Annotated in this window: 22 protein-coding genes; 14 read left to right on the top strand and 8 right to left on the bottom strand. The window is 62.9% G+C overall.

The window, feature by feature from the left end:
• The first annotated feature begins 8 nt into the window (after positions 1 to 8).
• Together R4P70_RS00195 and R4P70_RS00200 are read left to right on the top strand one after the other, a co-directional pair.
• The gene (locus tag R4P70_RS00195) at positions 9 to 401 is read left to right on the top strand and encodes a tautomerase family protein (RefSeq protein ID WP_003946045.1); all 393 of its coding nucleotides are present in this window, start codon (positions 9 to 11) and stop codon (positions 399 to 401) included.
• A gap of 165 nt (positions 402 to 566) precedes the next feature.
• On the top strand, positions 567 to 1,958 hold the full coding sequence (locus R4P70_RS00200) for an amidase (RefSeq protein WP_317830168.1): 1,392 nt from the start codon (positions 567 to 569) through the stop codon (positions 1,956 to 1,958).
• Here R4P70_RS00200 and R4P70_RS00205 read toward each other — a convergent pair.
• Complete coding sequence (locus tag R4P70_RS00205) at positions 1,950 to 2,681, bottom strand: MBL fold metallo-hydrolase (protein ID WP_003946042.1); 732 nt, start codon at positions 2,679 to 2,681, stop codon at positions 1,950 to 1,952. The two genes, R4P70_RS00200 and R4P70_RS00205, sit on opposite strands and share 9 nt — an antisense overlap.
• A 97-nt stretch (positions 2,682 to 2,778) precedes the next feature.
• Here R4P70_RS00205 and R4P70_RS00210 point away from each other — a divergent pair, with 97 nt between their 5' ends.
• Positions 2,779 to 3,324, top strand: a complete 546-nt coding sequence (locus tag R4P70_RS00210) for a hypothetical protein (protein WP_259117935.1) — start codon at positions 2,779 to 2,781, stop codon at positions 3,322 to 3,324.
• Here the strand turns inward: R4P70_RS00210 and R4P70_RS00215 are convergent.
• The 3 genes from R4P70_RS00215 to R4P70_RS00225 are packed head-to-tail and all read right to left on the bottom strand — an operon-like array spanning position 3,292 to position 5,838.
• Positions 3,292 to 3,951 carry an enoyl-CoA hydratase-related protein gene (locus R4P70_RS00215; protein ID WP_046379672.1) on the bottom strand — a complete coding sequence of 220 codons (660 nt, stop codon included), beginning with the start codon at positions 3,949 to 3,951 and terminating at the stop codon, positions 3,292 to 3,294. The two genes, R4P70_RS00210 and R4P70_RS00215, sit on opposite strands and share 33 nt — an antisense overlap.
• Complete coding sequence (locus tag R4P70_RS00220) at positions 3,948 to 4,607, bottom strand: helix-turn-helix domain-containing protein (protein ID WP_259117939.1); 660 nt, start codon at positions 4,605 to 4,607, stop codon at positions 3,948 to 3,950. The genes R4P70_RS00215 and R4P70_RS00220 overlap by 4 nt, the downstream gene beginning before the upstream one ends.
• A gap of 43 nt (positions 4,608 to 4,650) precedes the next feature.
• A complete protein-coding gene (locus R4P70_RS00225) occupies positions 4,651 to 5,838 on the bottom strand; it encodes a CaiB/BaiF CoA transferase family protein (RefSeq protein WP_020971408.1) in 1,188 nt (395 codons plus the stop codon).
• A 282-nt stretch (positions 5,839 to 6,120) separates the two neighbouring features.
• Between R4P70_RS00225 and R4P70_RS00230 the strand changes: the two genes are divergently transcribed.
• The 3 genes from R4P70_RS00230 to R4P70_RS00240 all read left to right on the top strand — a co-directional run bounded on the left by R4P70_RS00230 (position 6,121) and on the right by R4P70_RS00240 (position 10,564).
• Positions 6,121 to 7,236, top strand: a complete 1,116-nt coding sequence (locus R4P70_RS00230; RefSeq protein ID WP_007735213.1) for an XdhC family protein — start codon at positions 6,121 to 6,123, stop codon at positions 7,234 to 7,236.
• Positions 7,237 to 7,338: 102 nt separating this feature from the next.
• Positions 7,339 to 8,982 (top strand): PucR family transcriptional regulator, encoded by a 1,644-nt coding sequence (locus R4P70_RS00235; protein ID WP_317830170.1) that lies wholly within the window; start codon positions 7,339 to 7,341, stop codon positions 8,980 to 8,982.
• A gap of 148 nt (positions 8,983 to 9,130) precedes the next feature.
• A complete protein-coding gene (locus R4P70_RS00240) occupies positions 9,131 to 10,564 on the top strand; it encodes a uracil-xanthine permease family protein (protein ID WP_020971407.1) in 1,434 nt (477 codons plus the stop codon).
• Between the two features lie 103 nt (positions 10,565 to 10,667).
• Here the strand turns inward: R4P70_RS00240 and R4P70_RS00245 are convergent, their stop codons facing one another.
• From R4P70_RS00245 to upp, 4 genes are all read right to left on the bottom strand, one after another.
• Positions 10,668 to 12,179 carry a carboxyl transferase domain-containing protein gene (locus tag R4P70_RS00245; RefSeq protein ID WP_317830171.1) on the bottom strand — a complete coding sequence of 504 codons (1,512 nt, stop codon included), beginning with the start codon at positions 12,177 to 12,179 and terminating at the stop codon, positions 10,668 to 10,670.
• Positions 12,176 to 13,402 carry a CaiB/BaiF CoA transferase family protein gene (locus R4P70_RS00250; RefSeq protein ID WP_069145274.1) on the bottom strand — a complete coding sequence of 409 codons (1,227 nt, stop codon included), beginning with the start codon at positions 13,400 to 13,402 and terminating at the stop codon, positions 12,176 to 12,178. The genes R4P70_RS00245 and R4P70_RS00250 overlap by 4 nt, the downstream gene beginning before the upstream one ends.
• A 289-nt stretch (positions 13,403 to 13,691) precedes the next feature.
• Entirely contained in the window at positions 13,692 to 15,389 is a 1,698-nt protein-coding gene (locus R4P70_RS00255) for a PucR family transcriptional regulator (RefSeq protein WP_003946020.1), read from the bottom strand.
• Between the two features lie 92 nt (positions 15,390 to 15,481).
• Entirely contained in the window at positions 15,482 to 16,105 is a 624-nt protein-coding gene (gene upp / locus R4P70_RS00260; RefSeq protein ID WP_182261712.1) for a uracil phosphoribosyltransferase, read from the bottom strand.
• A gap of 223 nt (positions 16,106 to 16,328) precedes the next feature.
• Between upp and R4P70_RS00265 the strand changes: the two genes are divergently transcribed.
• The 8 genes from R4P70_RS00265 to R4P70_RS00300 all read left to right on the top strand — a co-directional run bounded on the left by R4P70_RS00265 (position 16,329) and on the right by R4P70_RS00300 (position 26,877).
• A complete protein-coding gene (locus R4P70_RS00265) occupies positions 16,329 to 17,438 on the top strand; it encodes a ring-opening amidohydrolase (RefSeq protein ID WP_003946033.1) in 1,110 nt (369 codons plus the stop codon).
• A 137-nt stretch (positions 17,439 to 17,575) separates the two neighbouring features.
• The gene (locus R4P70_RS00270) at positions 17,576 to 19,054 is read left to right on the top strand and encodes an amidase (protein WP_020971405.1); all 1,479 of its coding nucleotides are present in this window, start codon (positions 17,576 to 17,578) and stop codon (positions 19,052 to 19,054) included.
• 41 nt (positions 19,055 to 19,095) lie between these two features.
• The gene (locus tag R4P70_RS00275) at positions 19,096 to 20,319 is read left to right on the top strand and encodes an aspartate aminotransferase family protein (RefSeq protein ID WP_317830172.1); all 1,224 of its coding nucleotides are present in this window, start codon (positions 19,096 to 19,098) and stop codon (positions 20,317 to 20,319) included.
• Between the two features lie 292 nt (positions 20,320 to 20,611).
• Positions 20,612 to 22,051, top strand: coding sequence for a uracil-xanthine permease family protein (locus tag R4P70_RS00280; RefSeq protein ID WP_020909747.1), 1,440 nt, complete (start codon positions 20,612 to 20,614; stop codon positions 22,049 to 22,051).
• An 89-nt stretch (positions 22,052 to 22,140) separates the two neighbouring features.
• A complete protein-coding gene (locus tag R4P70_RS00285) occupies positions 22,141 to 23,043 on the top strand; it encodes an FAD binding domain-containing protein (protein ID WP_019746091.1) in 903 nt (300 codons plus the stop codon).
• A 2-nt stretch (positions 23,044 to 23,045) separates the two neighbouring features.
• Positions 23,046 to 23,690: a (2Fe-2S)-binding protein gene (locus R4P70_RS00290; RefSeq protein WP_029256750.1), complete on the top strand. Its 645-nt coding sequence runs from the start codon at positions 23,046 to 23,048 to the stop codon at positions 23,688 to 23,690.
• Positions 23,687 to 26,209 carry an aerobic carbon-monoxide dehydrogenase large subunit gene (gene cutA / locus R4P70_RS00295; RefSeq protein WP_019746089.1) on the top strand — a complete coding sequence of 841 codons (2,523 nt, stop codon included), beginning with the start codon at positions 23,687 to 23,689 and terminating at the stop codon, positions 26,207 to 26,209. Before R4P70_RS00290 ends, cutA begins: the two co-directional genes overlap by 4 nt.
• A complete protein-coding gene (locus R4P70_RS00300) occupies positions 26,206 to 26,877 on the top strand; it encodes an SRPBCC family protein (protein ID WP_003946004.1) in 672 nt (223 codons plus the stop codon). Before cutA ends, R4P70_RS00300 begins: the two co-directional genes overlap by 4 nt.
• Positions 26,878 to 26,965: the final 88 nt, after the last annotated feature.

Here is a 26,965-nt window from a genome sequence, read left to right on the forward strand (position 1 = left end):
TCGATCCCATGCCACTCGTACGTATCGATCTTGTCGAAGGTAGACGCACCCCCAGCCAACTTCGCGTACTGGCCGACGCCGTTCATCAGGTGATGCTCGACCACTTCGCAGCGCCGGACCGCGACCGCTACCAGATCATCACCGAACACCAACCGCACCAGATCATCGTCGAAGACACAGGACTGGGCTTTGACCGCACCGACGACGTCGTGATCATCCAAATTTTGCAACAAGGCCGCAGCGAGCTACAGAAGACCAACGTGTACCGGGCGCTGGCGAATGGGCTCGAGTCCGCCGCCGGCTTGCGGCCGGACGACCTCATCGTCTCGGTCAGCGGTAACTCGCGGGCTGACTGGTCCTTTGGTCACGGGGTCGCACAGTTCCTTGACGGTCCCCTCTAGGTGAACCCGTGATCGAGTGCCACTTTCGCAGTTCTGGAATATGGGCTGTTGTGGCAAAACCTCACATCGCCGGAGCCGTCGGTATGTGCATTGTGGTCGTTTCTCGGGTTGCTCGCGGTCCTTACGCTCGGCAGAGGAGTCCGGCGAGGAGAGGAGAGGCATGCGATGAGTCGTGAGAGCTGGGTGGGCCGTGATGCCCGATCCATCGCCGAAGCCGTGCGGTCGGGTCAGGCGTCGGCGCGGACCGTCGTCGAAGAACATCTCGCACGGATCGACGAACGCAACGGCGAACTCAACGCACTGGTCACCGTGTGCGCCGAGGACGCGCGTGCGGCCGCAGACAGCCTGGACGAACGTCGCCTTCTCGGCGAGACACTCGGCCCCCTTGCCGGGGTTCCGTTCACGGTCAAGGACCTGATCGCCACAGCCGGCGTGCGTACCACCGCCGGTTCTCGCACTCTCGCGGACAACATACCGGCCGTCGACGCCCCGGCCGTCGCCGCGTTCAAGGCTGCCGGCGCAATCCTGATCGGCAAGACCAACACGCCGGAATTCGGCGCGTGCGGCCTGACGCGCAACGAACTGTTTGGAACCACGGCCAGCCCGGTGCGACCGGACGGCGTCGTCCGGTCCCCCGGCGGATCGAGTGGCGGTGAGTCCGCGTCGGTTGCTGCCGGAATGAGCGTGCTCGGACTCGGTACGGATTTTGGTGGCTCGGTGCGTTGGCCCGCCCACTGCACCGGCCTCACTTCGGTTCGCCCGACGCTCGGCCGTATCGACCCGGAAGGGCAATACCCCGGCGTGCTTTCGGATGGACGGGTACTCGCCAATCCGGCGACGATGCACGGCACGATCCAGACCATCGGCCCACTGGCCCGCAACCTCGGTGATGCGACGCTTGCGCTGCGCGTCCTGTCGAAGCCGCATTTCTCGTGGACCGAGCCGGAGTCGGTCGACGTCGAACACCTCGACATCCGCTGGGCACCCGGCGAAGGGACCATGCCTGTCGACGAAGAAATCCTGGCGGCGGTTCGCTCGGCGGCGAACAGTCTGGATGCGAGCGAGTACGACGGTCTGGCTCTGCCGCGGGCTAACGTACTGTTCGGCGCGTTGCGATCGGTCGAGACTCACGCGGACATCCACTCTCTCGCAGCAGGTTCAGTGCACTCTTTCGACGCGGACATCACCGCCATGCTTGCGGCAGGCCATGATCGGAGTTCCGCCGAGGTGGAAGCGCTGTGGGCGGATCGCGCGGTGTTGATCACCGACTTCCTCGACGAGATGGGCGACGTCCTGATTCTGCCGGTTGCGTCGGTGCTCGCTCCGCCGCTCGGTGTGGAGAGCTTCGAGGTGGGCGGTCGCAAACTCACGTGGATGGACGCGCTCGCGAGTTGCCGGGCGATCAGTGTGCTCGGCCTTCCGTCGGTCGTGGTTCCGGTAGGACTCTCCCGCAACGGTTTACCGATCGGAGTGCAGGTGGTGGCGCGGCCGTTCCACGAGCATGTTGCGCTGTCCGTGGCGGCGCGAATCACGTCGAATGCGCAAGCTCTAGTCTGACTTCCATCTTTCGGTTTCGGCTGCGAAACGTGTTGCGTACGAGTCGGCCAGGTCGTGAAGCGTGGTGACGCAGTCGCCGTAGTACGTCGGTGCATGCATGGTAGCCAGAATCCGCGGCTCGAGGTCGGCCAGGGCGCGGATCGTGGGTTCAAGATCCGGGGTGAGGCAGGTGGCGTGGCCCAAGTCCTCGGCTTCCAAAGCGGGACCGACGATTTCGTGCTCGGTAGTCGCGGGGTGGTGCCCGAACGCTGTGAAGAGGTCTCCGCAGAACAGCGTGGACGTCGTCTCCTCGAACATCAGGCCCGCGTCCCAACCGTGCGGGACGTGTGGGGTGTCGATGTGCCGGACTCGGCGGCTGCCGGTTTCGAGTACGTCGCCGTCCTGCAAGGGAAGTGGCGCCCGATCGGCCAGATCGTTGACCTGAACGAAGCACCCCATCGCGCCGTGCGCCACTTGTGCTTCGGGGGCCGCCGCAAGCCAGGAGTTCATGGACCCGCACTCGTCGGCCTCGACGTGACCGAACGTGATCCATTTCAGACGGTCGATGTCGATCAGCGTGGAGAGTGCGTCGGAAGCCGAGGTGAACAACGCTCGCTGCCCGGTGTGGAAGAGCAAGGGTTCCTCGCCGTCGACGAGAAATTGGTTCATCGTGAGGTTCGCTTCGTCCACGAAGGTCGACAGTCGGTAGATGTCCGGCGCGATTTCGGTGATCGTGGTGGTCATCGCTGTGCTCCGATCAGGGCTGTTGTGCACGTCAATCTGTCTTCTCCAGCCTTCTCGCCGCCTCGCGCCTGCACAAGGCTCTGGAATAGTGGAGGACGTGTTCGTACTACTGCTGACAGGCCCGCCGGGCGCGGGGAAGAGTTCCGTGCTGACCGCGCTTCACGATCGACTCGGCGAGGTCGGGGTGAGCAACGCGATGATCGAGGTGGACGAACTCGAGCGGTGCTACCCGCCGTTGGGAACCGAACGGGCAATCGCACATGTCGGGATGCTGTGCGCGTCGTACCGGGAAGCGGGGTACGAACTCCTGTTCCTCACGGCGACCGTCGAAGACGACGACTACGGGCGTGCCCTGCTGGCCGCGACCGGCGCCGAGGGGCACCTGCTGGCGCGCCTCGAGGCCGATCCGGATACGTTGCGCACCAGAATCATCGAACGTGAACCGGCCGGCTGGGCCGGGTTGGACGATCTGGTGGAAGCGTCACAACTGCTGGCCGGTTCGATGCCGACGCTCAGTGGGGTCGACGTGGTTCTGAGCACAGAAGGCCGCGATCCCGAAAGTGTTGCCGATGATCTGGAAGCGGCTCTGCGAGAACGCAGTCCAGCGCTCCTAGCTGTCGGTGTTCAGAGCGGTGACCACTGAAGCGAACATCGTCGATTTGATTGCCCCCAGTGTGCCCGCATTCTTCGGGCCGATCGGCGCAACCATTTCGATGGCCTTGGCGGTCAAAGCATCGACGGATGCGGTGAAGTCCACCAAACCGGCTGCGAATGCGTCACTTCCGCCGTATCGCCGCCCCGTGGTCATGGCGACGATTGCCGACGCCGGGCTGAGCTTGGCCTGGATGAGAGCTGCCATTCCTTCGGTGAAGGGGATGTTGATGTCCACCTCCGGGAAGCAGTAGTAGCCGCGATCATCGCGCATGACGCGGTAATCGTGCGCGATGCCGAGCATGGCGCCGGCTCCGAAGGCGTGGCCGTTGATCGCCGCGACGGTGGGCATGGGGAACGTCAGCATCCGGGCGAACAGCGACTGGACTTGCTGCACATACCACTTCGCCTTGTCGCCGTTCGCGCCCAGCCAGTCGAGGTCGAGTCCGTTGGAGTAGAACTTGCCCGTCGCCGTGGTGACCAGGGCATGTGCGCCTTCGCTTAAAGCCTGGTCGAGTAGCTTGTCGACGGAATCGAGCCAATCCGGCGAGAATCGATTCTCGTCCTCACCGAGATCGAGAACGGCGATCTTGTCTTCGAAGCGCAGAGTTGCGGTCATGATTGGCCTTTCCTGTTGCGGGGCTTGGGCAGTGGTGGGTCGAGATGCAGAACCGCTCGAACGGCGGCATCCAACCGCGCGCGTGCTGCGGCGTCGGGGACTCGCCAACCGTCGGCGCGTTTGGCGGGATGAATGAGCAGTCCGGTAGGCAGGCCGACAACACAGGCCTCGATTGCTTCGACGGCTCGGCTGTCCTTGCGGCCCCAGAGCGCGGTCGACAACCGGATGAACAACTCGACCAGAGACCGGTCGAGTTGTGTGAGTTTCTCGGCGATGTCGGCGGGGACGTCAGTGCCGAGCAGTTCGTCGCGCTGAATCGTCAGCAGCAGCAACGCGGATTGTGGGTAGTCGAGCGCGAAGACGGCCGGAACTTCGGCGGCTGCGACGACGGCGGAAACCGCGGAGGTCGGCGATGGGTCCGCGAGAGCGTCGTCCACTCTCGATTGCTGAAGCGCGAGAAATCGTTGCGCGGCACGCAGCCACGCGCTACCGACCAGTCCACTGCGAGAGCCGAATGCGTGATAGATCGCCCCGTTGGATACACCGGTGGCGTCGGAGACCGCCCTGACCGTGACAGCGCTCGGCCCGGCAGTGGCGGCAAGTTTTTCGGCAGCGTCGAGCAGCGTGTCGAGATCGTGGACGCGTGGCCGAGGCATGAACGCACAGTAACAGAGCGTCTGCTCTGTTACTAGTGTGCGGTCAGATCACCGAATTTGCGCGAAGATCCTCGATCTCCTCCGGGCGCAGGCCGAAGTCGGTGAGTACGCCGTCGGCGTCACCGCCGAGAGTCATGGGTGGCGCATTCCTGACGGGAAGGGTCTTGCCGTCCACCCAGAACGGTCCGCGGACAACGGGAATCGATGTTCCGTCGGCGCTCTGGGTCTGCTCGACCATCTGCAATGCCTCGACCTGCGGGTCGGAGAACACCTGATCGATCGAATGAATCGGGCCGCAGGGGATTCCGGCACCGCGGATCTCGGCGATCCACTGTGCCGCGCCCTTCGTGGTCAGTAGGTCCTCGAGTTCTTTGGTCAGTTGGTCTCGGTGCGCCAAACGTTCTTTACCCGTGGCATATTCGGCACGGAAGGCGAGATCGGGGTCGCCGATAACCGAGCACAGCGCGATCCAGTGCTTGTCCGAGCCGGTGGCAATGTTGATCGGGAAGTCGGCAGTGTCGAAAGCGCCGTACGGCGTGATCGTCGGGTGCGTATTGCCGTTCGGCGTCGACACCCGCCCGGTGCTCAGGTAGTCCTGCGCCTGGAAGGTCATGATCGAGATCGCGGATTCCAGCAACGAGGTCTGCACGCGGTGCCCACGACCGTCGCGTCCGCGCGAAGCCAACGCCGCCGTGATACCCAGCGCCGCGTAGATGCCCGAGACCGTGTCGATGATGGGGATACCGACCCGCATCGGGGTCTGTTCCCCGGCGCCGGTGACCGACATCAACCCGGACATGCCCTGGGCCACCTGATCGAGTCCGGGCGCGAACTGGTCCGGGCCCACCGGGCCGAAACCACTGATGCTCATCACGACGAGACCCGGATTCTCCTGCTCGAGCGAATCGGGATCGAGCCCCATGTCGGCCAGCACTCCCGGACGGAAGTTCTCGACCAGCACATCCGCGTCGAGGGCCAGGCTGCGAAGCAGTTTCCGCCCGCGGTCACTGCGCATGTCGATGGCGATCGACCTCTTGCCGCGGTTCACGGAAGCGAAGTAGAGGCTTCGATCGCCGTCGAACGGCGGCCACTGACGCGAACTGTCGCCGGAGCCACGGGTTTCGACCTTGACCACGTCGGCGCCGAAGTCCGAGAGCAGCGACGTGCACAGAGGGCCCGCGAGAGCGCGGGTGAGGTCGAGAACTTTGATACCGCTGAGCAATTGGTCCATGGGAGAAACCTCGGTTCTGTGGTGTGCAACGTCGCCCACTCGATCCGTCGCACCATCTGCGTGAATTACCGCTGCAGTGATCGTCGGAGAGGGGAAGAATGAAGGTCAGGCCTGCTTTCGGCTGGGCTCGGTGACAACACTGGTCGAGAGCGCACGGTGATGCGACGGCGACATTGCACAACTGCAGGGCCCGGATTTAGGCGCATTGTGTGACAGGCAGGATTGCGGTGGGCCGATACCGTGAACTCTCTACGGACGGCGATGCAAGCGGGAGGCGAGGCGATGCGCGACATTTCCACTCAGCTGGCGCAGTGGCACGCCCGCGGCGAGGATTTTGCACTGGCGACGGTTGTCCGTACCTGGCGATCCTCACCGCGCATGCCTGGTGCTTCGATGGCCGTCTCACGCTCCGGGGAGGTAGTCGGCAGCGTCTCGGGCGGGTGTATCGAGAGTGCACTGTACGAGATCGCCCAGGAGGTTCTCGCCGACGGCACCAGTCGCGTCGAGGTCTTCAGCGTCTCCGACGACGACGCCATAGGAGTAGGTCTGACCTGCGGCGGAACCATCGAAGTGTTCGTCCAGGCCGTCGGAGCCGATTTCGTCGAGTTCGGTCAGGTCTGTGAACGGATCGAAGCCGATACGCCCGTCGTCGTGGTCACCGAAGTGCGTCCGGGAGCGCCGGCGCGGCACCTCGTCGTCGAGCACGGCCGACGAAGCGGGGATCTGGACGCCACGGAGGACGAGGTCTCCATCCTGTTGCGCACGATGGACACCGGTGAGTCCGTAGCCTTTGTCGCGCCGGCGGGAACCCTCATCGATTCGCAGCACGACCTGCTGGTCGAGATCTTCGCGCCACTACCGCGGATGTACGTGTTCGGGGCCATCGACTTCGCGGCATCGATGTGTACGTTGGGCGCCTTTGCGGGTTACCGAGTGACCGTCGTGGACGCACGGCCGGTCTTCGCGACACGAGCGCGCTTCCCCGACGCCCACGATCTGGTCGTCATGTGGCCACACAAGTTCCTCGAAACCGCACCGATCGACAACAAAACCGTCCTGGCCGTGCTCACGCACGACGAGAAGTTCGACATCCCCTTGCTCGAGATCGCGCTGCGTTCGCCGGCTGCGTACGTCGGCGCGATGGGAAGTCGTGCGACGCATGAGCGTCGGGTGGCGCTGTTGAAGGAGCGAGGCGTTACCGACGCCGAGTTGGGGCGTCTGCACTCACCGATCGGGTTGGATCTCGGCGCCAGGACGCCGGAGGAGACTGCAGTGTCGATCCTCGCCGAGATGACCAAGACCCTGCGCAATGCCTCCGGTTTGGAACTGCGGGATCTGCAGGGGCCGATCCACCCGCCACCTCAGGAGAATCCGACCGCCCTGCATCGAACGGCCTGAGTTGACTGCGCTGAATTCGGACATCTTGTGTTCGGTGGGGATAGGATCGTTTCTTTCGTGAACCATCTTCCGTGATCCGAATGAAATCGAGGTGCCTGCCAAGTGGCAAACCCGGCCGTACCGGCATCCGAGGTGAATGCTGTTCTCTCCGAACTTCTTCGAACCCCGCTCCTTCCTGGTGTTCGAAAGGTCGCCAGCGGCTGCGAAGACCCGACGGTAGCCCGGGTGGGATTCATGGCGGTTCCGGACATCGGCCCGTGGCTGCGACACGGACAGTTGCTGATCACCACGCCGGAAACCCTCGCCCGGGTCACCGAAACCTTCAAAGCATTTGTCGGACGGTTGTCGACGCGCGGAGTTGCAGCGCTCGCCGTCCAATTCGGCGCAGACGGGGACACTCTCGCGCCGGAACTGGTCGACGCGGCCGAAAGCGCCGGCTTCCCGCTCCTGGTTTTTCACGGTGCGTGCGATCACCCTGCGGCGAGAGACCGTGAGCAGACGGAGTCGGCCCAGATCGACGCCATGTTTGGGGCCGAGCGCTTGCGACGGCTGCTGGTCGACGTCGTGATGGGCGGCGGCGGCCTCCCACAATTGACCGAGGTCATCGCACGGGAGATGAAGGGCGCCGCCCTGATCACCACCTCGGACGGACGCGAGATCTGCCGCGCCGGGGATGCGGCGGAGCGCAAGCATCTGTCTGCCTGTCCCGCCGTCGATTCCACCGGTCGTCTGCGGACCGACACCGTCGAGGGCGGGTTGGGTCTGCACGAGTTCGACGGTCAATTCATCGCGGTGTCCGCGATTTCCGCCAATCACATCGACCACGGGCGTCTCGCGTTGTTCACCGGTGAGCGCGTGATGACGAGTTACGACCAGTACCTGGTCGAGCGAGCGGCGTCGGTGTGCGCGTTGGTCATCACCCGTGAGCAGGCCGTGGCGTCGGTGGAAGAACGCCATCGCGCCAACTTCGTTCACGACCTGCTCCTCGGCCGGGCCGGGGACCACGATCACGTTGTCTCCCACGCCAAGACGTTCGGTTGGGACTTCGACCGCCCGCTGGTGATCGTCTCGATCGAGCCGGACCCGATCGACGAACCGGCCTCTGCGGCGCCCGCTCGGCTGCCCGTCGTCGATCGCCAGGCGATGGCGTTCTCCGGGGCGATCGCCCACCGCGATCTCGGTGCGGCGGTGACCGCGCTGACGGGCGAGACGGTGATCGTCATGGGCGTCGGCACCGACACGATGGCATTGGTGCGGGACCTCGTCACGGTCGTTCGCGGTGAAGGTGGCGGCGGGAGAAGGCCGTTCAGTGTCGGGGTGTCCCGGCCGACAGCGGCGATCGACGCCGTCCCCGCGCTCTACAGTCAGGCGCGCACCGCACTGACCGTCGGACGCCGGATCTCCGGTCCGTGGACCGTGACTCAGTTCGACGATCTCGGTGTGTACAGACTGCTCAGTCTGGTCGAGGACGAAAACGAGCTGGAGACGTTCGCGCGGGAGACACTGCGGGAACTGACGGAGGAAACTGCCGAAGCGCAGGACATGCGCAAGACATTGGAAGTCTTGCTCGCGACCAACATCAACATCGCCGAGACAGCGCGCAAGCTCCACTTCCATTACAACACACTGCGTTACAGGGTCGTTAAGCTGGAGAAAATGCTTGGACCCTTCACGGCGCAACCCGAGCTACGGCTGGATCTGTCTCTAGCACTGAAGATAACCGCGATGCGCGGCATCAATCACTAATATTGCCAATCCGAGTCCGTGGGTTCTGGCAGATTGTCATCACGTCGATACCCCTGCGCTGTAATAGCGTTTCACTCCAGTCACGGTGTTTTGTGAGCTGGAGCACACTCAGCGTTCGGACACCTTCCTCTGCACGAAAGGTCCCATCATGCCGATTTGGACGTTGCACGGAGATGGAAAGAACATCAGACCGGGTGAAGTGGTCGCTCCCGGCGAGCGGCTCAGCTGGGGAAGAACCATCGGGCTGGGCAGCCAGCACGTGGTGTCGATGTTCGGCGCGACGTTCGTCTTCCCGATCATCATGGGGCTCAATCCTCAACTTGCCGTGATGATGTCGGGCTTTTGTACGCTCTTCTTCCTGCTGGTGGTCAAGGGACGCATTCCCAGCTACCTCGGTACGTCGGCGGCCTTTGTCGGTGGTATCGCCGCCATTCGTGCCCAAGGCGGAACATCCGCAGAGGTGACCGGCGCGATCCTGGTGTCCGGACTGGTCCTGGCAGCCATCGGTATCGCGATCCACTTCCTCGGTGGCCGGGTCGTATTCAAGGTTCTTCCCCCGGTGGTGACCGGCGCAGTGGTGATGCTGATCGGATTCAACCTGGCACCCGTCGTCGCGGGGCTGTACTGGCCGCAGGACCAGTGGGTGGCTCTGATCGTCATGGTGGCCCTGATCGTCATGAGTATCGCGCTACGCGGCTTCATGGCGCGCATCGCCATCTTCCTCGCTCTGATCTTCGGCTACGTCCTCTCCTGGATCCTCGACCGGGTCTCGGGCACGATCACCTCGTACGACGCAGGCACCGGTCAGATCACCGAGCACTTCCGCGTCAACTGGGATTCGGTGCAGTCGGCGTCGTGGTTCGGCCTGCCCCCGTTCTCGGACGAGGCCAACGGAATCGTCGGCATCCACGCTCCGTCGTTCAGCCTGACGTTCATCATCCTGGTCCTTCCCGGTGTCATCGCGTTGATCGCGGAGAATGCCGGCCACGTCAAGGCAGTCGCAGAGATGACCGGCGACGATCTCGACCCGTACATGGGACGCGCGCTCGCCGGTGACGGTTTCGCCACCGCCATCGCCAGCAGCGTCGGCGGTTCGCCCACCACGACGTACGCCGAGAACATCGGTGTCATGGCAGCGACCCGTGTGTACTCCACCGCCGCCTACGCGGTCGCGGGCATCGTCGCGATGATGCTCGGCTTCTCCCCCAAGTTCGGTGCCGTCATCTCGGCGACACCCGGCGGTGTTCTCGGCGGAATCACCGTGGTGCTCTACGGCATGATCGGTCTGCTCGGCGCCAAGATCTGGAAGGAGAACGGTGTCGACTTCGGCAATCCGCTCAACCTCATGCCGATCGCGGCCGGGCTCATCATCGGTATCGGCGACACGGCTCTGAAGTTCAGTGACACGTTCTCGCTCAGCGGCATCGCGCTCGGCACCATCGTCGTGATCGGGATGTACCACCTGTGCCAGTTCATCGGTTCGAAGAACCCGGAGCTGAATGCGAAGAATCCGGAACCGAACAAGCCGGATTCGAAGGCTCCCGGCGGCGAACGGGAAGAACCCGCCCCGCAGCTCACGTGACACTTGGCTGAGTGTGCTCGATCGACGAAGGCCGGACATCCTCCTTGGAGGATGTCCGGCCTTTCGCGGTGTGTGCGTGTTCTGTGTTCTGTGTGCTGATCGATCAGACGGCGGTGCTGGCTTCGACCAGGCCGATATGGTCGATGCGTTCGGTGCGTGTGATGAGCCGTTCAGTCGCATCGGTAGCACTGAGCACGCTCAGCTCGTAGTGCAGTACCGCTCCGACGCGAGTGCAGAAGGCGGCGGATTCGTCCGCGGCATCGGGAAATTCGGGGATGACCCGATCGACGATGCCGCCCGTGAGCAGATCGAAGGACCGTATCCCTTGACCGGCCGCCATCTCCGGAGCGTGCGTGATGTCGTGGAACATGATCGCGCTCGCCCCCTCGGGAGGTAAGGGCGAGAGCCAACCGTGGCGGGCCGCCAGCACTCGATCGGCCGGAATCAGTGCCAGGGCGCCGCCGCCGGTGCCCTGCCCGAGCAGGAGGGAAATGGTGGGGACCTCGAGTGAAATCATGTCGGCTATACACCGAGCGATTTCGCCTGCCAATCCACCTTCTTCGGCTTCCTTCGACAGGGCGGCGCCTGCCGTGTCGATGATCGTCACCAACGGCAGGTCGAGCTCTGCGGCAAGCCGCATCCCTCGCCGAGCTTCCCGCAGAGCGCCGGGGCCGAGTGGGGAGTGAGCAGTCTGCCCGCGTCGGTCCTGTCCGAGAAGGACGCAGGGCATGTCGCCGAAGCGAACGAGCGCGAGCATGATGCCGGGATCGTTCTCTCCTTGGCCGGTTCCGTTGAGCGGGAGCATGTCCGAGGCAGAATTGAGCAACACTTCCCGGATCCCCGGTCGATCTTCGCGTCGGGATGCGACGACGGATTCCCACGCCGACGTATCGGGTGGGCAATCGTACGAGCACGGGTCACTCGGCAACGAGTACCCACGACGTCTCGAGGTGATGATGCGCAATGCGCGGTCGACGATTTCGGCGAGCTGGTCTGGCGGCCTCACCGCATCGATGAGTCCGTGCTCGTGAAGGTTCTCCGCTGTCTGGACACCGGCGGGGAAAGGTGAGTTGTACAAAGCCTCGAACACCCGGGGGCCGAGGAATCCCACGAGGGCTCCTGGCTCCGCGATCGTCACGTGACCGAGTGACCCCCAGGACGCGAATACGCCTCCGGTGGTGGGGTTTCGGAGGTAGACGATGTAGGGCAGGTGCGCTTCTTTGTGCTTGATGAGCGCCGCGGTGATCTTGACCATCTGCAGAAAAGCCGTTGTCCCCTCCTGCATACGCGTTCCTCCGGAGGTGGGAAGCGCAAGAAGGGGCAGCTGCTCTTGCGTCGCTCGACGGATGGCGACGACGAGGCGTTCGCCCGCCGCCACGCCGATCGATCCGCCGAGAAAACCGAACTCGCAGACGATGATTGCCACACGGCGGCCTCGGACGGAGGCGCTTCCCGTCAGGACGGACTCGTCGAGCCCGGTCTTCTCCTGCGCCCGCAGAAGTGCTTCGGCGTAATCGGAGTCGGTCGCGACGGGGATCGGAGGGGTATCCCAGGACTTCCAGGTGCCGGCATCGATCACCAGGTCGAGCAAGTCGCGAGCCGTCAGGCGGTTCATCGGGTGAATCCTTGTAGCCACGACATGACTTCGTCAGTGTCTTCACCGAGTACCGGCGGTGCGGTGTGCCGGGTCTCCGTCACTTCGGTTCCGTCCGGATCGAAGAATCGCAGCGGCGGCCCGGGCAGAGTGATGTTTCCGAGCGTGCTGTGGTCGACGTCGACGAGCAATCCCTGTGATCGGGTCTGCTCCCATTCGTACACTTCGGAGATCGTCCGAACCCGTCCTGCCGGTACGCCGATGCGGTCGAGTTCGGTCAGAAGCTCGTCACGCGAATACGGTTTGAAGGTACGTTCGATCAATTCGACTACCTGGAAATGATTCTCGACGCGTTCGGCGTTTGTTGCCATACCGGGGGCATCGGGATCGAGTTCGAACCCTTCGCAGAATCTTCTCCACAGGCTTTCGCTGCCGACCGAGATCTGCACTGCGCCATCGCCGGTACGAAAGAGCCCGTACGGTGCGATCGAGGGATGGTGGTTGCCTTGCGCTGTGCCTACCTCGCCGGCGACGGTCCACTTCGTTCCTTGAAACGCGTGAACACCGACCACGCTGGCCAAGAGAGACGTTCGAACGACACGGCCTCTGCCCGTCTGTTCGCGTTCCTTCAAAGCCGCGACGACACCGAACGCCCCGTACATCCCGGCGAGAAGATCGGCGATCGGAACTCCGACTCGTTGAACGTCGTCCGGATTCGAGCCGGTCAGCGACATGAGTCCGGCTTCCCCCTGGGCGATCTGGTCGTAGCCGGCGCGACCACCTTCCGGGCCGTCGTGGCCGAAACCGCTGATGGACAGGACGATCAGTCGAGGATTGAGTTCGGCCAGCCGCTCGGTGGAGAATCCGAGTCGATCGAGAACTCCGGTGCGGAAGTTCTCCATGAGAACGTCGGCGCGGCAGACAAGATCTTCGAGGGTTGCGCGCCCGCTGTCGGATTTGAGGTCGAGCGTGATCGACTTCTTGTTCCGGTTCGTGGAGAGGAAGTACGTCGATTCCCGTTGCGTGTTCGGTGGTTCCAGCGGTGGCTCCACAAAAGGCGGCCCCCACCCACGGGTGTCGTCGCCACCGTGAGGTGATTCGACCTTGATCACGTCGGCACCCAGATCGCCGAGCATCATTGCCGCGTGAGGACCCGCGAGTGCGCGCGTGAGGTCGACGACAATCACGTCGTGTAACGGACCACTACGAGCACTTGTGTTGTGAGGCTTCGAAGTCGAGTTCATGTCGCACCGCCGTGTTCTGGTGTAATTGGCTGAGCCAGTTGGTGGTTGAGGCCTCCGTAGTTCGGTCGACTCCGGTCCGCTGGACCGAGAAATCGGCCAGGGCCACTGAAGGAGGTATGTGCGGCCCGTCATTCGAACCGTAAGCGCGCACCGGTCAACGGCACATGGGTAACCTTGCCGATGGCGGGTATCAGTGGTGGGTAAGAAGTGACGAACGCTCAACGCATGGCGCGATTGCGGTTGTGTCGAACCGTAATCAGGGCGCTCTGTCAGCCTATTTGGTGCATCTTCATGACATTTCGTGCATCTTCATGACCTGCAGGGCGAGTGAGACGTTCAATCGAAGGACGGGGTCGTCGGTGAACGATCCGACGACGCTCTCCAGCTTTCCGATTCTGTATCGCAAAGTGTTGTAGTGCATATGCAGTGCCCGGGACGCCTCGGCGACATTGCAATTGCAGTCGAGCAACGTCTGGAGTGTCAGACGCAAATCTGCGGCTTCGGCGTTGTCCGCCGACAGTGACTTCAGAACGTCATCGGTGAACGAACGCAGTTCGCTCTTGTCCGTCTGGAGCGAGAGGAGGCGGTGTACGCCGAGTTCGTCGAAGTGCGCGATCTGCCCTGGTCCGTTGATACGTCGGCCGACGACCACGGCCGTACAGGCTTGGTCGTAGGCAGCAGGTAGATCGGCCAGGGAGTAGATCACCCGGCTCACTCCCGTGCTGAAGGAGCGGCGGCCGCTGGTGCGATCTCCGGCAACCTTGCGCACCAACCCTTCGATGTCCCGAACCGCACGGTCGGTGCTGGTGGGGAAAAGCGTGACCACCTCGTGTCGAAACCCGACGGAGGGTGCCGTCCGCTCGTGGGTGCGTACCACTTGTTGCCAGCCGTCGCTGAGTCGATCTTGGTCCGTGCGCGTGGAATTCGCGTGCTGGGATTCCGGGTGATCGACGTCGAGTTCTGCAACCACTACGGCGAGTGGACGAGTGACATCCCACCCCAACTGGGTGAAGTGCGCGCTCACTTCCGCCGGCGAGCCGGCTTCACCTATCAGTGCGTCGCGGAGGAAGTCGCCGCGGAATTTGGATTCCACTGCCGCAACTGCCAGCTGCTTGGTGACGGCCAGCGCAGCAACGGTGGCCGCTCGCTCCAGTGCTTGAACGACAACTGCGCCGAGTTCGTGGGTGCCGGCGTACGCGACCATTCGGCCGTGGTCGGTGCCGCCGGCCACCACCCGGGTGAGCGCCAACTGACCAGGAAATCCTTTGGGCGCGTTCTGTAAACCGACAGCGACCCGTTCGGTCAGGAACCGACCGGTGCTTTCGAACAACGGAAGCGCGTTCAGCGCGGCTGAATCTCCGGCCTCCGTCAACACTCTTCCGTCCGGCGAGCAGATGAGAACGCTGACGTCGAAAAGCGCGGCGAATTCCGCGGCAATCTGGGGTAGATCGCCACCTTCCAAGACGATCGACGTCAACGAGCGGTGAAGACGATCGGCAATGTCGAGTGCCGCAGACTGCTTCGCCACCAACTTGGTGAAGACCTCCGAGATCACCTCGTCGAATCCTGCGGTGACGGGAAGAACCAACAACGGCAGCCCTCGCTGCTCTGCCATGTGCAGCATGGCTTCCGGCAGTTCGTCGAGATAGCGGCCCGTTTTCACGGCAAGTGCCGCGACTCCTCGGCGTGCGAGACCGTCGACGAGGTCGCTGAGATCTGTATCGTCGAGAAGCTCTCCGGTTCGCCCGTAACGCAGCGGGAACCCGGTTGTCACCAACAGTTCGTTCGGCTTCACCCAAGCGAGGATGTCCGGTACTTCCATCACGTTCACCGATTGAACGAGGTGGCGCAAGCCCCCGTGCCCGGCAAGGACTTCGGCTCCACGCAGACTGGGCAGCTCGAGGACATCCCGAACCGTCAGTCTGTAGTCGCCACCTTCTGGCAAATGTTGAAGCTCTTCGCTCGAATATTTGGCAGATCTATCCATGTCGCGAGACTACGCTCGATCACGCGACGAACATTGTCAACAGTTGACGAAAATAGCCTCTCGAAATGAGTGGTTCTCCGTATGTCTGCCAACTACCGTGGGCCGAATTGGCGATCGCCCGCGTCTCCGAGTCCAGGTATCAGGAAAGCATTTTCGTTCAGGCCGTCGTCGATGCTCGCAGTGAGGAGCCTGACTGGATGTCCGGAGTTCCTCAGTGCTTCGATCCCCTCCGGAGCCACGACGACACATATTGCAGTCACATCGGTGGCTCCGCGTGCAATGAGCAGATCGATTGTGCGGATGATGGATCCACCGGTCGCCAACATCGGATCGAGGACGTAGACGGGGGTGCCCGACAGATCAGCGGGAAGGGACTCCAGATACGGAACCGGTTGGTGTGTCTTCTCGTCTCGTGCCATTCCCACGAAACCGACGCCTGCCTGCGGAATAAGGGCACTCGCCTGCTCGACCATGCCGAGGCCTGCTCGCAAGACCGGTACCAGGAGCGGTGGATTTGCCAGCCGCACTCCCAGCGTCGGAGCAACTGGCGTCTCGATGTCGAACTGCTCCACTTCTGCGCCGCGCATGGCCTCGTAGACCAACATATGGGTCAGTCTGCGCAAGGCGGACCGGAAAGTTGCGTTGTCGCTGCGAGCGTCGCGCATGGTCGTGAGCAGCGATGCCGCCAGCGGATGGTCGACAACAGTGGTGTCCATGGTCGAATCGTAAGTGAGAACCGATGGGGCGGCGCACAACCGGTGAATTGGAGTCGAAATAACCAATCGCGGTTTTCGTTTGGGCAACTATTGACGATGCCGAAGGGTTCGAGTCGTCATAGCGTGGTCGGCATGGCAGTTCCGAACCGCTCGGCTGGACTGGGCGCCAGGAGCTGTCAAGGCCCAATTTTGCCTCCACGATTCCCTATACAAGGAGATGCCAATGCCCGAAGCAATCGAGGTCCGTAAGGTTCCGCTACACAGCGTCTCCGACGCCAGTGAGCTCGCCAAGCTGATCGACGACGGTGTCCTCGAGGCCGACCGCGTCATTGCAGTCATCGGCAAAACCGAGGGTAACGGCGGCGTCAACGACTACACGCGCATCATCGCGGACCGAGCGTTTCGAGAGGTTCTCTCCGCCAAGGGTAATCGCAGCCCCGAAGAGGTGGCCGAGGTACCGATCGTCTGGTCAGGCGGCACGGACGGTGTGATCAGCCCGCACGCGACGATCTTCGCGACGGTACCGGCAGACAAGGTCACCAAGACCGACGAGCCGCGACTGACCGTGGGTGTCGCCATGAGTGAGCAGTTGCTGCCCGAGGACATCGGTCGTACCGCGATGATCACCAAAGTGGCTGCGGCAGTGAAAGATGCGATGGCCGATGCCGGCATCACCGATCCCGCCGACGTGCACTACGTACAGACCAAGACTCCGTTGCTGACAATCCACACCATCCGTGACGCCAAGAGTCGCGGCAAGACCGTGTGGACCGAACAGACTCATGAGTCGATGGACCTGTCCAACGGCGGTACGGCGCTCGGAATCGCGGTTGCACTCGGCGAAATCGACATGCCGACCGACGAGGATGTCATGCACAGCCGCGAGCTCTTCTCCTCTGTTGCATCCTGCTCGTCCGGCGTCGAGTTGGACCGTGCTCAGATCGTTGTCGTCGGTAACGCACGTGGCGTCGGCGGACGCTACCGGATCGGCCACAGCGTGATGAAGGATCCGCTCGACCAGGACGGCATCTGGGCGGCGATCCGTGACGCCGGACTCGAACTTCCGGAGCGGCCGCACTCGAGCGACCTGGACGGTCAACTCGTCAACGTGTTCTTGAAGTGCGAGGCCAGCCAGGACGGAACGGTCCGCGGCCGTCGTAATGCGATGCTCGACGACTCCGATGTGCACTGGCACCGCCAGATCAAGTCGTGCGTAGGTGGAGTCACGGCAGCTGTCACCGGTGATCCGGCAGTGTTCGTCTCGGTCTCGGCAGCGCATCAGGGCCCCGAGGGCGGCGGCCCTGTCGCCGCCATCGTCGATCTCGGTCAGTAGCCGGTAAGAACCTCGCTGGAAACTTCGACAGTCGCGCGCCGCCACCGGTAATTCGTCTTCGAATCAGTTGCCGGTGGCGGCGAATCCGACCGAGATTCTGCCGGCGCAACCCACTTCACTGCTTGAAAGGATTCACGATGGTTCATGCTGCTGACCCTGTCGACGAGAGCGTTTCCGGTGCGCCCGAGAATCGCGAGCTCGTCATGGCCGATGCGGTCACGCTCAGTGGTCTGATACGCAGGCGTGAAGTGTCGTGTGTCGAGGTGATGGACAGCTACCTCGACCAGATCGAAGTTCATAACCCGGCGGTGAACGCGATCGTCGCATTGCGGGATCGGGAAGCGTTGACGGCGGAGGCGCGCGAGCGTGATTCGCAGTTGGCGAGTGGGCAGTATCTCGGTTGGATGCACGGGTTTCCGCATGCGGTGAAGGATCTTTCGGCAGCCAAGGGTCTGCCGTTCACGTCCGGGTCGCCGATGTTCGCGGATCGAATCGCCGAAGAGGACGACCTGTTCGTCAAGCGGATCAAGTCTGCCGGTGCCATCGTGATCGGCAAGACGAACACACCGGAGTTCGGGCTCGGATCGCAGACGTACAACCCGGTGTGGGGTACGACGGTGTCGCCGTACGACAATTCGCGCACTGCCGGCGGTAGCAGCGGAGGCGCAGCAGCGTCGTTGGCGCTTCGCATGCTGCCGGTGGCTGATGGAAGCGATTACATGGGTTCGCTCCGAAACCCGTCGGCGTTCAACAACGTTGTTGGGTTTCGACCTTCCTGGGGTCGGATACCGGAGACGGGATTCATCGCTCAGGGCGCTGTTGTGGGTCCGATGGGCCGAACCGTCACCGACGTGGCTCACCTGCTCTCCACGATGGCGGGACCGGATGCCTATGCACCGTTGGGGATTCGTGAGAATCCCGCTGTGTTCACCGAAAGCCTCGCACGGGATCTGAAGGGCTCTCGGATCGCATGGGTCGGTGACTGGAACGGCTACCTGGCAACCGAACCTGGAGTTCTCGAGTTGTGCGAATCCTCGTTCGAGGTCTTCGAACAGTTGGGGTGCCGCGTCGAGGCTGCGCTTCCTGACTTCAAACCCGAGGACATCTGGCAACTGTTCCTGCGATGGCGTTGGTGGGCGCAGCTCGGTTTGATCGATCAGTACAACGATCCGAGTTTGCGTGAGTTGATGAAGCCCGAACTGTTGTGGGAACTCGGGCATGCGGTCACCCTCTCGGCACTCGACGTGACCAAGGCTGCGGAGGCCCGCAACGGCTGGCTGTCGGCCATTACCAAGATGTTCGAAACCTACGACTACATTCTCGCGCCGAGTGCTCAGGTGTTTCCTTTCGACAAGAACACTCACTGGCCCGAGACCGTCGACGGGCGGTCGATGGACACGTATCACCGGTGGATGGAGACGGTTGTTCCCTGGACGATGGCCGGGGTTCCGGTTGCGGGGATGCCGGTCGGCTTCGACGATCGTTCGCTTCCCATGGGTATCCAGATCATCGGTCGGCACGGAGCCGACGTGGACGTACTCCAACTCGCCTACGCATTCGAGCAGGCAACCCAGTGGGTCGAGCGGGTTCTTCCTCCCGCACTCCGCGTGAACTGACCTAATCTATTTCGAACGTATCCAGTTGGGAGAGAACGACGATGGCTTCGGCATTGTGGCACGGGTTCGCGGACATGGGCGCTGTGGAGAAGAACGGCGCGTTTGTCGTCTCTCGCGGTGAGGGCGCGTACATCTGGGATTCCGAGGGCACTCGGTATCTGGATGCGACGGCGGGCCTGTGGTTCACCAATGTCGGGCACGGGCGCACGGAGATCGCGGATGCGGTGGCGGCTCAGTTGTCGAAGATCGCTCATTTCTCGAATTTCGGTGATTTTGTTCCCGAGACCACGCAGGTGTTGGCGGAGCGGTTGGCGACGATCGCGCCGGTTGCCGGGAGCAAGATCTTTTTCACTTCGGGTGGTTCGGATTCGGTGGACACTGCGGCGAAGCTCGCTCGCCGGTACTGGCACGAGGTGGGGCAGCCGGAGAAGGCGATCATCGTCGGTCGTCAGAAGGCGTACCACGGAATGCATGTTGCGGGAACGGCTCTGGCGGGTATTCCGGTGAACCGTGAGGGGTACGGCGAGCTGATGGCGGATGCGGCCACGGTCGGCTGGGATGATGCGAAGAGTCTGCTCGAGTTGATCGAGAGGATCGGTGCGAACAGGATCGCCGCGTTCTTCGCGGAGCCGATCATCGGTGCCGGTGGGGTGTATCTTCCGCCGGAGGGGTACCTGGCCGAGGTGCGCGACATCTGCCGCGAGCACGACATTCTGTTTGTCGTCGACGAGGTCGTGACCGGTTTCGGTCGTATCGGCGGCGAGTGGTTCGCGTCTACTCGTTTCGATTTGCAGCCCGACATGATGACCACGGCAAAGGGTTTGACGTCCGGTTACGTTCCGATGGGTGCGGTGTTCATCGCGCCGCGGGTGGCGGAGCCGTTCTATGCGGGTTCGTGGTGGCGTCATGGTTACACGTACGGCGGGCATGCCGGTGCTGCTGCTGCGGCGATGGCGAACCTCGACATTCTCGAGCGTGAGAATTTGCTTGGGGAGTCGAAGCGTCTGGAGGCGTCGTTGCATACGCATCTGCAGCCGTTGGCCGAGCATCCGCGGGTGGCGGAGGTTCGTAGTGGGCTCGGTGCGGTCGCTGCGGTGCAATTGGCTGATCCGGCGGAGGCTTTGCCGTTCGTGAAGACGTTGCGTGAGCACGGTATTTCGGGTCGCGCGGCGGGTCAGGGTGCGATGCAGATTTCGCCGACGTTCGTCATGACCGACGATCAGGTCGCGGAGATGGCAGCAGGGATCCTCGCAGCCCTGGGCTAGGTACCTCGTTTTCCGTTGACAGACATCGTGTTACGGAATCATTAAGCCGAAGAAAATGTTTGGACCCTTCGCGGCGCGGTCCTCATTTCGGTCGAAACTGTCTCCAGCACTGACGATGACCCCTGCCCGCGTCATCTGCCACCATTGTTGCCAATCTCGGCGAGTGGGTTCTGGCAGATTGTCATCACGTCCAAATCTGATTGCTGCATTAGCGTTTCACTCCAGACACGGTGTTTGTGAGCTGGGGCACAAAGCATTTCGAACACCTTCCTCCTTCGCGAAAGGTCTCGTCATGCCGATCTGGACGTTGCACGGAGACGGAAAGAACATCGGACCCGGTGAAGTGGTCGCTCCCGGCGAGCGACTCAGTTGGGGAAGAACCATCGGGTTGGGTGGCCAGCATGTCGTGTCGATGTTCGGCGCGACGTTCGTCTTCCCGATCATCATGGGGCTCAATCCTCAACTTGCCGTGATGATGTCGGGCTTTTGTACGCTCTTTTTCCTCCTGGTGGTCAAAGGACGCGTCCCCAGTTACCTCGGTACGTCGGCGGCCTTCGTCGGCGGCGTTGCCGCTATTCGTGCTCAGGGTGGAACGACGGCGGAAGTGACCGGTGCGATTCTGGTGTCGGGGTTGGTTCTGGGATTCGTCGGCATCGCCATCCACTTTCTCGGCGGTGGCGTCATCAGTAAAGCGCTACCGCCGGTGGTCACCGGCGCTGTGGTGATGCTGATCGGTTTCAACCTGGCGCCCGTTGTCGCGGGGTTGTACTGGCCGCAGGACCAATGGGTGGCACTGATCGTGATGGTTGCCCTGATCGTGATGAGCGTTGCGCTACGCGGCTTCCTGGGACGTATCGCCATTCTCGTCGCGCTGGTTTTCGGCTACATCTTCTCGTGGGTCCTCGACCGGGTCTCCGGTCCGATCACGTCCGCCGGCGGTAGTGGAGCACCCACCGAGCACTTTCGTGTCAACTGGGATTCGGTGCACTCGGCGTCATGGTTCGGGTTGCCGCCGTTCTCGGACGAAGCCAACGGAATCGTCGGTATCCACGCTCCCTCGTTCAGCCTCACGTTCATCGTTCTGGTCCTTCCCGGTGTCATCGCACTGGTCGCGGAAAACGCCGGTCACGTCAAGGCCGTCGCCGAGATCACGGGCGACGATCTCGACCCGTACATCGGACGCGCAATTGCCGGTGACGGTTTTGCCACCGCCATCGCCAGCGCAGTAGGCGGCTCTCCCACGACGACACACGCCGAGAACATCGGTGTCATGGCGGCCACTCGGGTGTACTCGACCGCCGCGTACGTGATCGCGGGTGTCATCGCGATCCTGCTCGGCTTCTCCCCCAAGTTCGGGGCGGTCATGGCGGCGACTCCCGGCGGCGTTCTCGGCGGAATTCTTGTGGTTCTGTTCGGCATGATCGGTCTGCTCGGCGCCAAGATCTGGAAAGAGAACGGTGTCGACTTCGGGAATCCGCTGAATCTGATGCCGATCGCCGCCGGTCTGATCATCGGTATCGGCGACACGGCTCTGAAGTTCAGTGACACGTTCTCACTCGGAGGCATCGCGCTCGGCACCATCGTCTTGATCGTGATGTACCACTTCTGCCAGTTCGTCGGGTCCAGGAACCCCGAACTGAACAGGCCGGAGCCCGGCAGGCGACCGGGCTCCACGACGGGTCCGGATACGTCAGATGACGAACGGGAAGAGCCCGTGGCGCAGCTCACGTGATGCCAAGTTGAATGTATGCCAGGTATGACCCGTGACCGTTGTCACATCTGCACAAAACGTGAAGTGACTCATAGAGGCAGGATTGAGTAATGAAACCGTCGCCGCTGACTTATCACCGACCGTCCTCGGTCGAGGACGCGTGCCGAATCCTCTCCGAGGTCTCTCACGAGGGGAAGGTGCTCGCCGGTGGGCAATCGCTTGTGCCGCTGCTGTCCATGCGCCTCGCCGCGCCCGCCCACATCGTCGACATCGGATCGATCCCGAACCTCGCTTCGGTGACCTCGTCCGAAGACGAAGGAGTGCGGTTCCAGGCCCTGGCCACGCACTCGGTGCTGGCGGCCGACGAAGGTGCTCGTCGAGTTCAGCCTCTACTGAACCGTGCTCTGCAGTTGGTAGCGCACCCCACGATCCGTAACCGCGGGACGAGCGTCGGTTCCATCGTCCATGCCGACCCGTCGGCGGAGATGCCGGCAGTCCTGACACTGCTCGGCGGCAGCGTGACCGTCCAGTCGGTGCGTGGCACCCGCGAGATCGCGTCGACGGATCTCTTTGCCGGTCCTCTCGAGTCGAGCCTGGAATCGGACGAGATCGCGGTGTCGGTGTCGGTGCCCGGCGCCGAACCCGGAGTGGGGACCGCCATCGACGAGATCGCGCGTCGTCACGGTGACTACGCACTGGTCGGCGTCGTCGCCCGGATTCGCGTGGTCGACGGTCTGGTGGCCGAAGCGCACATGACGTACGTGTCCGCCGGAGAGCTGGGGCAGGTCGTGGACTACACGGACGTGCTGGCGGGGGCGTCCGCGACGGATCAGCGAGACCCGCGATGGCGCACTCTCGGAGAATGCGCCCGCGCGCAGATAGATACCGAGGCAGACATTCACGGGACGGCGGCGTACCGCTCGCAGTTGGTGTCCGCGCTCACGGCGCGGGTCGGCTTCGCGGCGGCAACGGATGCTCTCAGTGAGAACGCAGTACTGGCAGGAAAGTGGTGACAATGTCCAAAAACGATCGCTCCATCGATGATCAACTTGCCGAGTTGGCAGCAGACACCGGTGAGCACCATGTGGCCGTGACGTTCACGCTCAACGAGGTGACGAGCACCGTCGTTCTTCCCTCCCGCACTTTGGCTTCGGATGCCATTCGTCACCACCTCCGTAAGACGGGCACGCACGTCGGTTGTGAACACGGCGTGTGTGGTGCGTGCACCGTGCTGCTCGACGGAAAGCCGGTTCGGTCCTGCCTCGTCCTCGCTGCCAGCCTCGAAGGTCGATCGATCACGACCGTCGAAGGCCTCGTCGAGCCGGACGGTACTTTGCACCCGGTTCAGCAGGCGTTCAAGGATTGTCACGGTTTGCAGTGCGGATTCTGCACTCCGGGATTCGTGACGACCATCGCGGCGTTTCTCGAGGAGAACCCCAATCCCACACGTGAGGAAGCAACCGACGCGATCGCGGGAAATCTCTGCCGTTGTACGGGGTACCAGAACATCAGGGCGTCAGTTCTGCGCGCAGCCGAGATCAAGCGTGAACGGGCCGGGCAGTTCCCGCTCGGAATCGACGACGCGTCCACTCGGGAGGCGTTGGATCGCAAGGTGCGGGGAACGACGAATCCCGTCGGAGGACGGGCGGGTAAGGCATGAGTACTCCGGTCAAACCAGCAAAGCGCAACGGGGCGAAGCACCCCGCTTCCGATCATTCGACGGCCGATCATTCGGTTGCCGACGACGGCAAATTCTTCGGTAAACCGATTCCGCGCGAGGAAGATACGCGTCTGCTCAGCGGTCAGGGGCGATATCTCGACGATCTGGGCCACAACGCGCTGATCGCGGCATTCGTCAGGTCGCCGCACGCTCATGCGCGAATCATCGATATCGACATCGACCAGGCGCTGGAAGTGCCTGGTGTGCATGCCATCTACACCTACGAAGATCTCCTGGCCGACACGCCGGAAATGGCGGAGAACCTGCCACTGCTCATTCCGCATCCGGGAATCATCGCTCCGCGCAACGGGTATCCCCTCGCGAAGGACGAGGTGAAGCATGTCGGCGAAGCCATCGCCATGGTGGTCGCCGACAACCGGTACATCGCCGAGGACGCTTGCGCGAAGATCGACGTCACCTACGAGGCGCTGAAGCCTGTAGTGGGGATCGACGTCGCTCGCACCGCCGCCAACGCCGTCCACGCCGACGTTCCGGACAACGTCGCCGCTCACCTGCAGCACGGGTTCGGAGATCTGGATGCCGAACTGGCCGCCGCGCCGCACCGACTGACGCTGGATCTCGAAATCGAGCGTTCGGCTTCCATGCCGATGGAGGGCAAGGGTGTCTACGCGCGCTGGGACGGCGACGAGAACACCCTCACGTTCTGGACCTCCACCCAGACCTCCACGTCCGCCCGCGCCGCAATCGCCGCGCGATTGGGGATGGCGCTGAACAAGGTTCACTGCATCGCTCCTGACGTCGGCGGTGGATTCGGCGTCAAGATCGTTCACCCGTGGCCCGAAGAAGTGATGATCACGTGGGCCGCTCGACGCCTCGGCCAGGCCGGCATCTCCTGTGAGGTGAAGTGGGTCGAGGATCGCCGTGAGCACTTCATCTCGAGCGCGCACGAGCGTGGGCAGATCCAGAAGGTCGACATCGGATTCGACGACGAGGGTCGCCTGTTGGCGTTCGACTTCACGTTCTGGCACGACAACGGTGCCTACCTGCCGTACGGGATCATCGTCATGATCAACACCGCGACGCAGGTTCTCGGGCCGTACAAGCCGAAGTCGTTCCGGGTCAACGCCTATTCGCTGTACACCAACACGGTCATCGTGACCCCGTACCGCGGCGCCGGACGTCCGCAGGCCGTGTTCGCTATGGAGCGATCCATGGACGCCATCGCCAAGTACCTGAACAAGGACAAGATCGCGGTGCGGGAGGCGAACTTCATTCGCCCCGAGGACATGCCGTACGACTTCGGCCTGATGTTCCAGGACGGACGCCCGTTGATCTACGACACGGGCGACTACCAGGCAGGCATCGACAAGCTCAAGAAGCTCATCGACTGGGACGGATTTCCCGAGTACCAGAGGAAGGCTCGCGCCGAAGGGCGGTCGGTCGGCATCGGTATCGGTGCGTACGTCGAGGGAACCGGCCCGGGACCTTACGAGGGTGCCCACGTCGTGGTCGAGACGTCCGGAAAGGTCAAGGCGGCAACAGGCTTGACGACGCAAGGCCAAGGCCATCAGACCGCGTTCGCCCAGATCGTTGCGGACGATCTCGGAGTCAAGGTCTCCGACGTCGAGATCGTCACGGGTGATACCCGCCGGTTCGGTTATGCCGTAGGCACTTTCGCCTCGCGTGGGGCGGTCATGTCGGGTTCGGCCTTCCATGTCGCGGCGCAGATGGTCGCGGAGAAGGCGAAGAAGATCGCCTCCGGAATCTTGGATCTGCCGGAAACCGAACTGGAACTCCGGGAAGGCCACGTGTGCAAGATCGGCACCGAAGCCGGTGTGGAAGGTACGTCCGTACCGCTGAGTGTTGTTGCCGTGCTGTCGAACCCGCTACGATATGCGTTCGACCGTGAGTCGAAGCTGGCCACCGGTTTCGCCAAGACCGACACGGACATGTCGAAGCCGCCGATTCCCGAGGGTGAGCAGCCCGGTCTGGAAGCAACCGGCTACTACTCGCCGCCCAGTTCCACCTTCGCTTCGGGAGTGCACGCGGCGATCGTCGAAACCGATCCCGTGACAGCCGAGATCACGGTCCGTCGTTACGTTGTCATCCACGACTGCGGAAACGTGATCAACCCCCGCATCGTCGAAGGCCAGGTCATGGGCGCCGTCGCGCAAGGTATCGGCGGCGCACTCTACGAGCGGATCGTCTACGACGAGCACGGGCAGATGCTCAACGCGTCGTACATGGACTTCTTGATGCCGTTCGTCACCGAGATGCCGGATTCGCTCGAGATGGATCACACCGTCACGCCGTCAGGGCTCAACCCACTCGGAATGAAGGGTGCCGGTGAGGCCGGTGTGATCCCCACCAGCGCCGTCATCGCGGCCGCCATCGAGGACGCCGAAGGAATCTCGATCACGTCCATGCCCATTTCACCGTCCGAACTGTTCGAACTTCGACTCGCACATGCGGGTTCGTCATCAGAGGAGAATGCATGAGAATCGCCGGCACCGCGCAGCTGACGGCACCTCGCGAAGAGGTCTACGACAAGCTCCAGGACGGTCGTGTACTGGCCGCGACCATTCCCGGTGTGCAGTCGCTCGAGCAGCTCACGGACAATCACTACAAGCTCTCCATCATGGCCGGAGTTGCGTCGATCAAGGGCGTCTACGACGGCGAGGTTGTTCTGTCGCAACAGAATCGGCCCAATTCGTTTGTCATGACGGCTTCGGGGGCTGGTGCTCCCGGCACGGTGAAGGCGGACGTCACGGTCACCTTGACGGAGAACGAGGGTGGCACGCTGCTTTCGTATGACGCCGATGCCGTGGTCGGCGGGATGGTCGGCGGCGTCGGGCAGCGCATGATCACCGGTGTAGCCAAGAAGATGGCCGGGGTGTTCTTCAAGAGCATCGACGGCGTCATTGCCAACGGCATCCCCGAGAAGGTCACTGCCGCCGTGGCGGCGGCAATACCGGCAGTGGCGGTCGAAGGCGCGCCGGTAGTTTCCGGAGCTGTCGCGGCACCGGCGGTTCTTCCGGCCGCTGCACCGACAGCGGGCGGCACAGATGCTCGCACGGTGATGGTCAGCGCCGTCGTCGGCGCAGCCATTGCTTTGTCAGGTGTTGCTATAGGCGGATTCCTGGCGCGTTCTGGTTGTCGCGAGTAGTTCACTCAGGTGTCAACAGCTGATTCACGATGAGGGAAACGCCCCGAACCGACCAGGTTCGGGGCGTTTTTCACGTCCGCGTAACCCA

This window comes from Rhodococcus sp. IEGM 1241 (assembly GCF_033142365.1).
Lineage (GTDB): Bacteria > Actinomycetota > Actinomycetes > Mycobacteriales > Mycobacteriaceae > Rhodococcus_F > Rhodococcus_F erythropolis.

Bases quoted from the DNA above. Each gene is read 5' to 3' on its own strand.
- R4P70_RS00215 (WP_046379672.1), bottom strand. From the start codon at position 3,951: ATGACCGCAACTCTGCGCTTCGAAGACAAGATCGCCGTTCTCGATCTC.
- R4P70_RS00270 (WP_020971405.1), top strand. From the start codon at position 17,576: ATGGTTCATGCTGCTGACCCTGTCGACGAGAGCGTTTCCGGTGCGCCC.
- R4P70_RS00285 (WP_019746091.1), top strand. From the start codon at position 22,141: ATGAAACCGTCGCCGCTGACTTATCACCGACCGTCCTCGGTCGAGGAC.
- R4P70_RS00195 (WP_003946045.1), top strand. From the start codon at position 9: ATGCCACTCGTACGTATCGATCTTGTCGAAGGTAGACGCACCCCCAGC.
- R4P70_RS00275 (WP_317830172.1), top strand. From the start codon at position 19,096: ATGGCTTCGGCATTGTGGCACGGGTTCGCGGACATGGGCGCTGTGGAG.
- R4P70_RS00230 (WP_007735213.1), top strand. From the start codon at position 6,121: ATGCGCGACATTTCCACTCAGCTGGCGCAGTGGCACGCCCGCGGCGAG.
- R4P70_RS00205 (WP_003946042.1), bottom strand. From the start codon at position 2,681: ATGACCACCACGATCACCGAAATCGCGCCGGACATCTACCGACTGTCG.
- R4P70_RS00220 (WP_259117939.1), bottom strand. From the start codon at position 4,607: ATGCCTCGGCCACGCGTCCACGATCTCGACACGCTGCTCGACGCTGCC.
- R4P70_RS00225 (WP_020971408.1), bottom strand. From the start codon at position 5,838: ATGGACCAATTGCTCAGCGGTATCAAAGTTCTCGACCTCACCCGCGCT.
- R4P70_RS00300 (WP_003946004.1), top strand. From the start codon at position 26,206: ATGAGAATCGCCGGCACCGCGCAGCTGACGGCACCTCGCGAAGAGGTC.
- R4P70_RS00245 (WP_317830171.1), bottom strand. From the start codon at position 12,179: ATGAACCGCCTGACGGCTCGCGACTTGCTCGACCTGGTGATCGATGCC.
- R4P70_RS00250 (WP_069145274.1), bottom strand. From the start codon at position 13,402: ATGAACTCGACTTCGAAGCCTCACAACACAAGTGCTCGTAGTGGTCCG.
- cutA (WP_019746089.1), top strand. From the start codon at position 23,687: ATGAGTACTCCGGTCAAACCAGCAAAGCGCAACGGGGCGAAGCACCCC.
- R4P70_RS00265 (WP_003946033.1), top strand. From the start codon at position 16,329: ATGCCCGAAGCAATCGAGGTCCGTAAGGTTCCGCTACACAGCGTCTCC.
- R4P70_RS00255 (WP_003946020.1), bottom strand. From the start codon at position 15,389: ATGGATAGATCTGCCAAATATTCGAGCGAAGAGCTTCAACATTTGCCA.
- R4P70_RS00280 (WP_020909747.1), top strand. From the start codon at position 20,612: ATGCCGATCTGGACGTTGCACGGAGACGGAAAGAACATCGGACCCGGT.
- R4P70_RS00290 (WP_029256750.1), top strand. From the start codon at position 23,046: ATGTCCAAAAACGATCGCTCCATCGATGATCAACTTGCCGAGTTGGCA.
- R4P70_RS00240 (WP_020971407.1), top strand. From the start codon at position 9,131: ATGCCGATTTGGACGTTGCACGGAGATGGAAAGAACATCAGACCGGGT.
- R4P70_RS00200 (WP_317830168.1), top strand. From the start codon at position 567: ATGAGTCGTGAGAGCTGGGTGGGCCGTGATGCCCGATCCATCGCCGAA.
- upp (WP_182261712.1), bottom strand. From the start codon at position 16,105: ATGGACACCACTGTTGTCGACCATCCGCTGGCGGCATCGCTGCTCACG.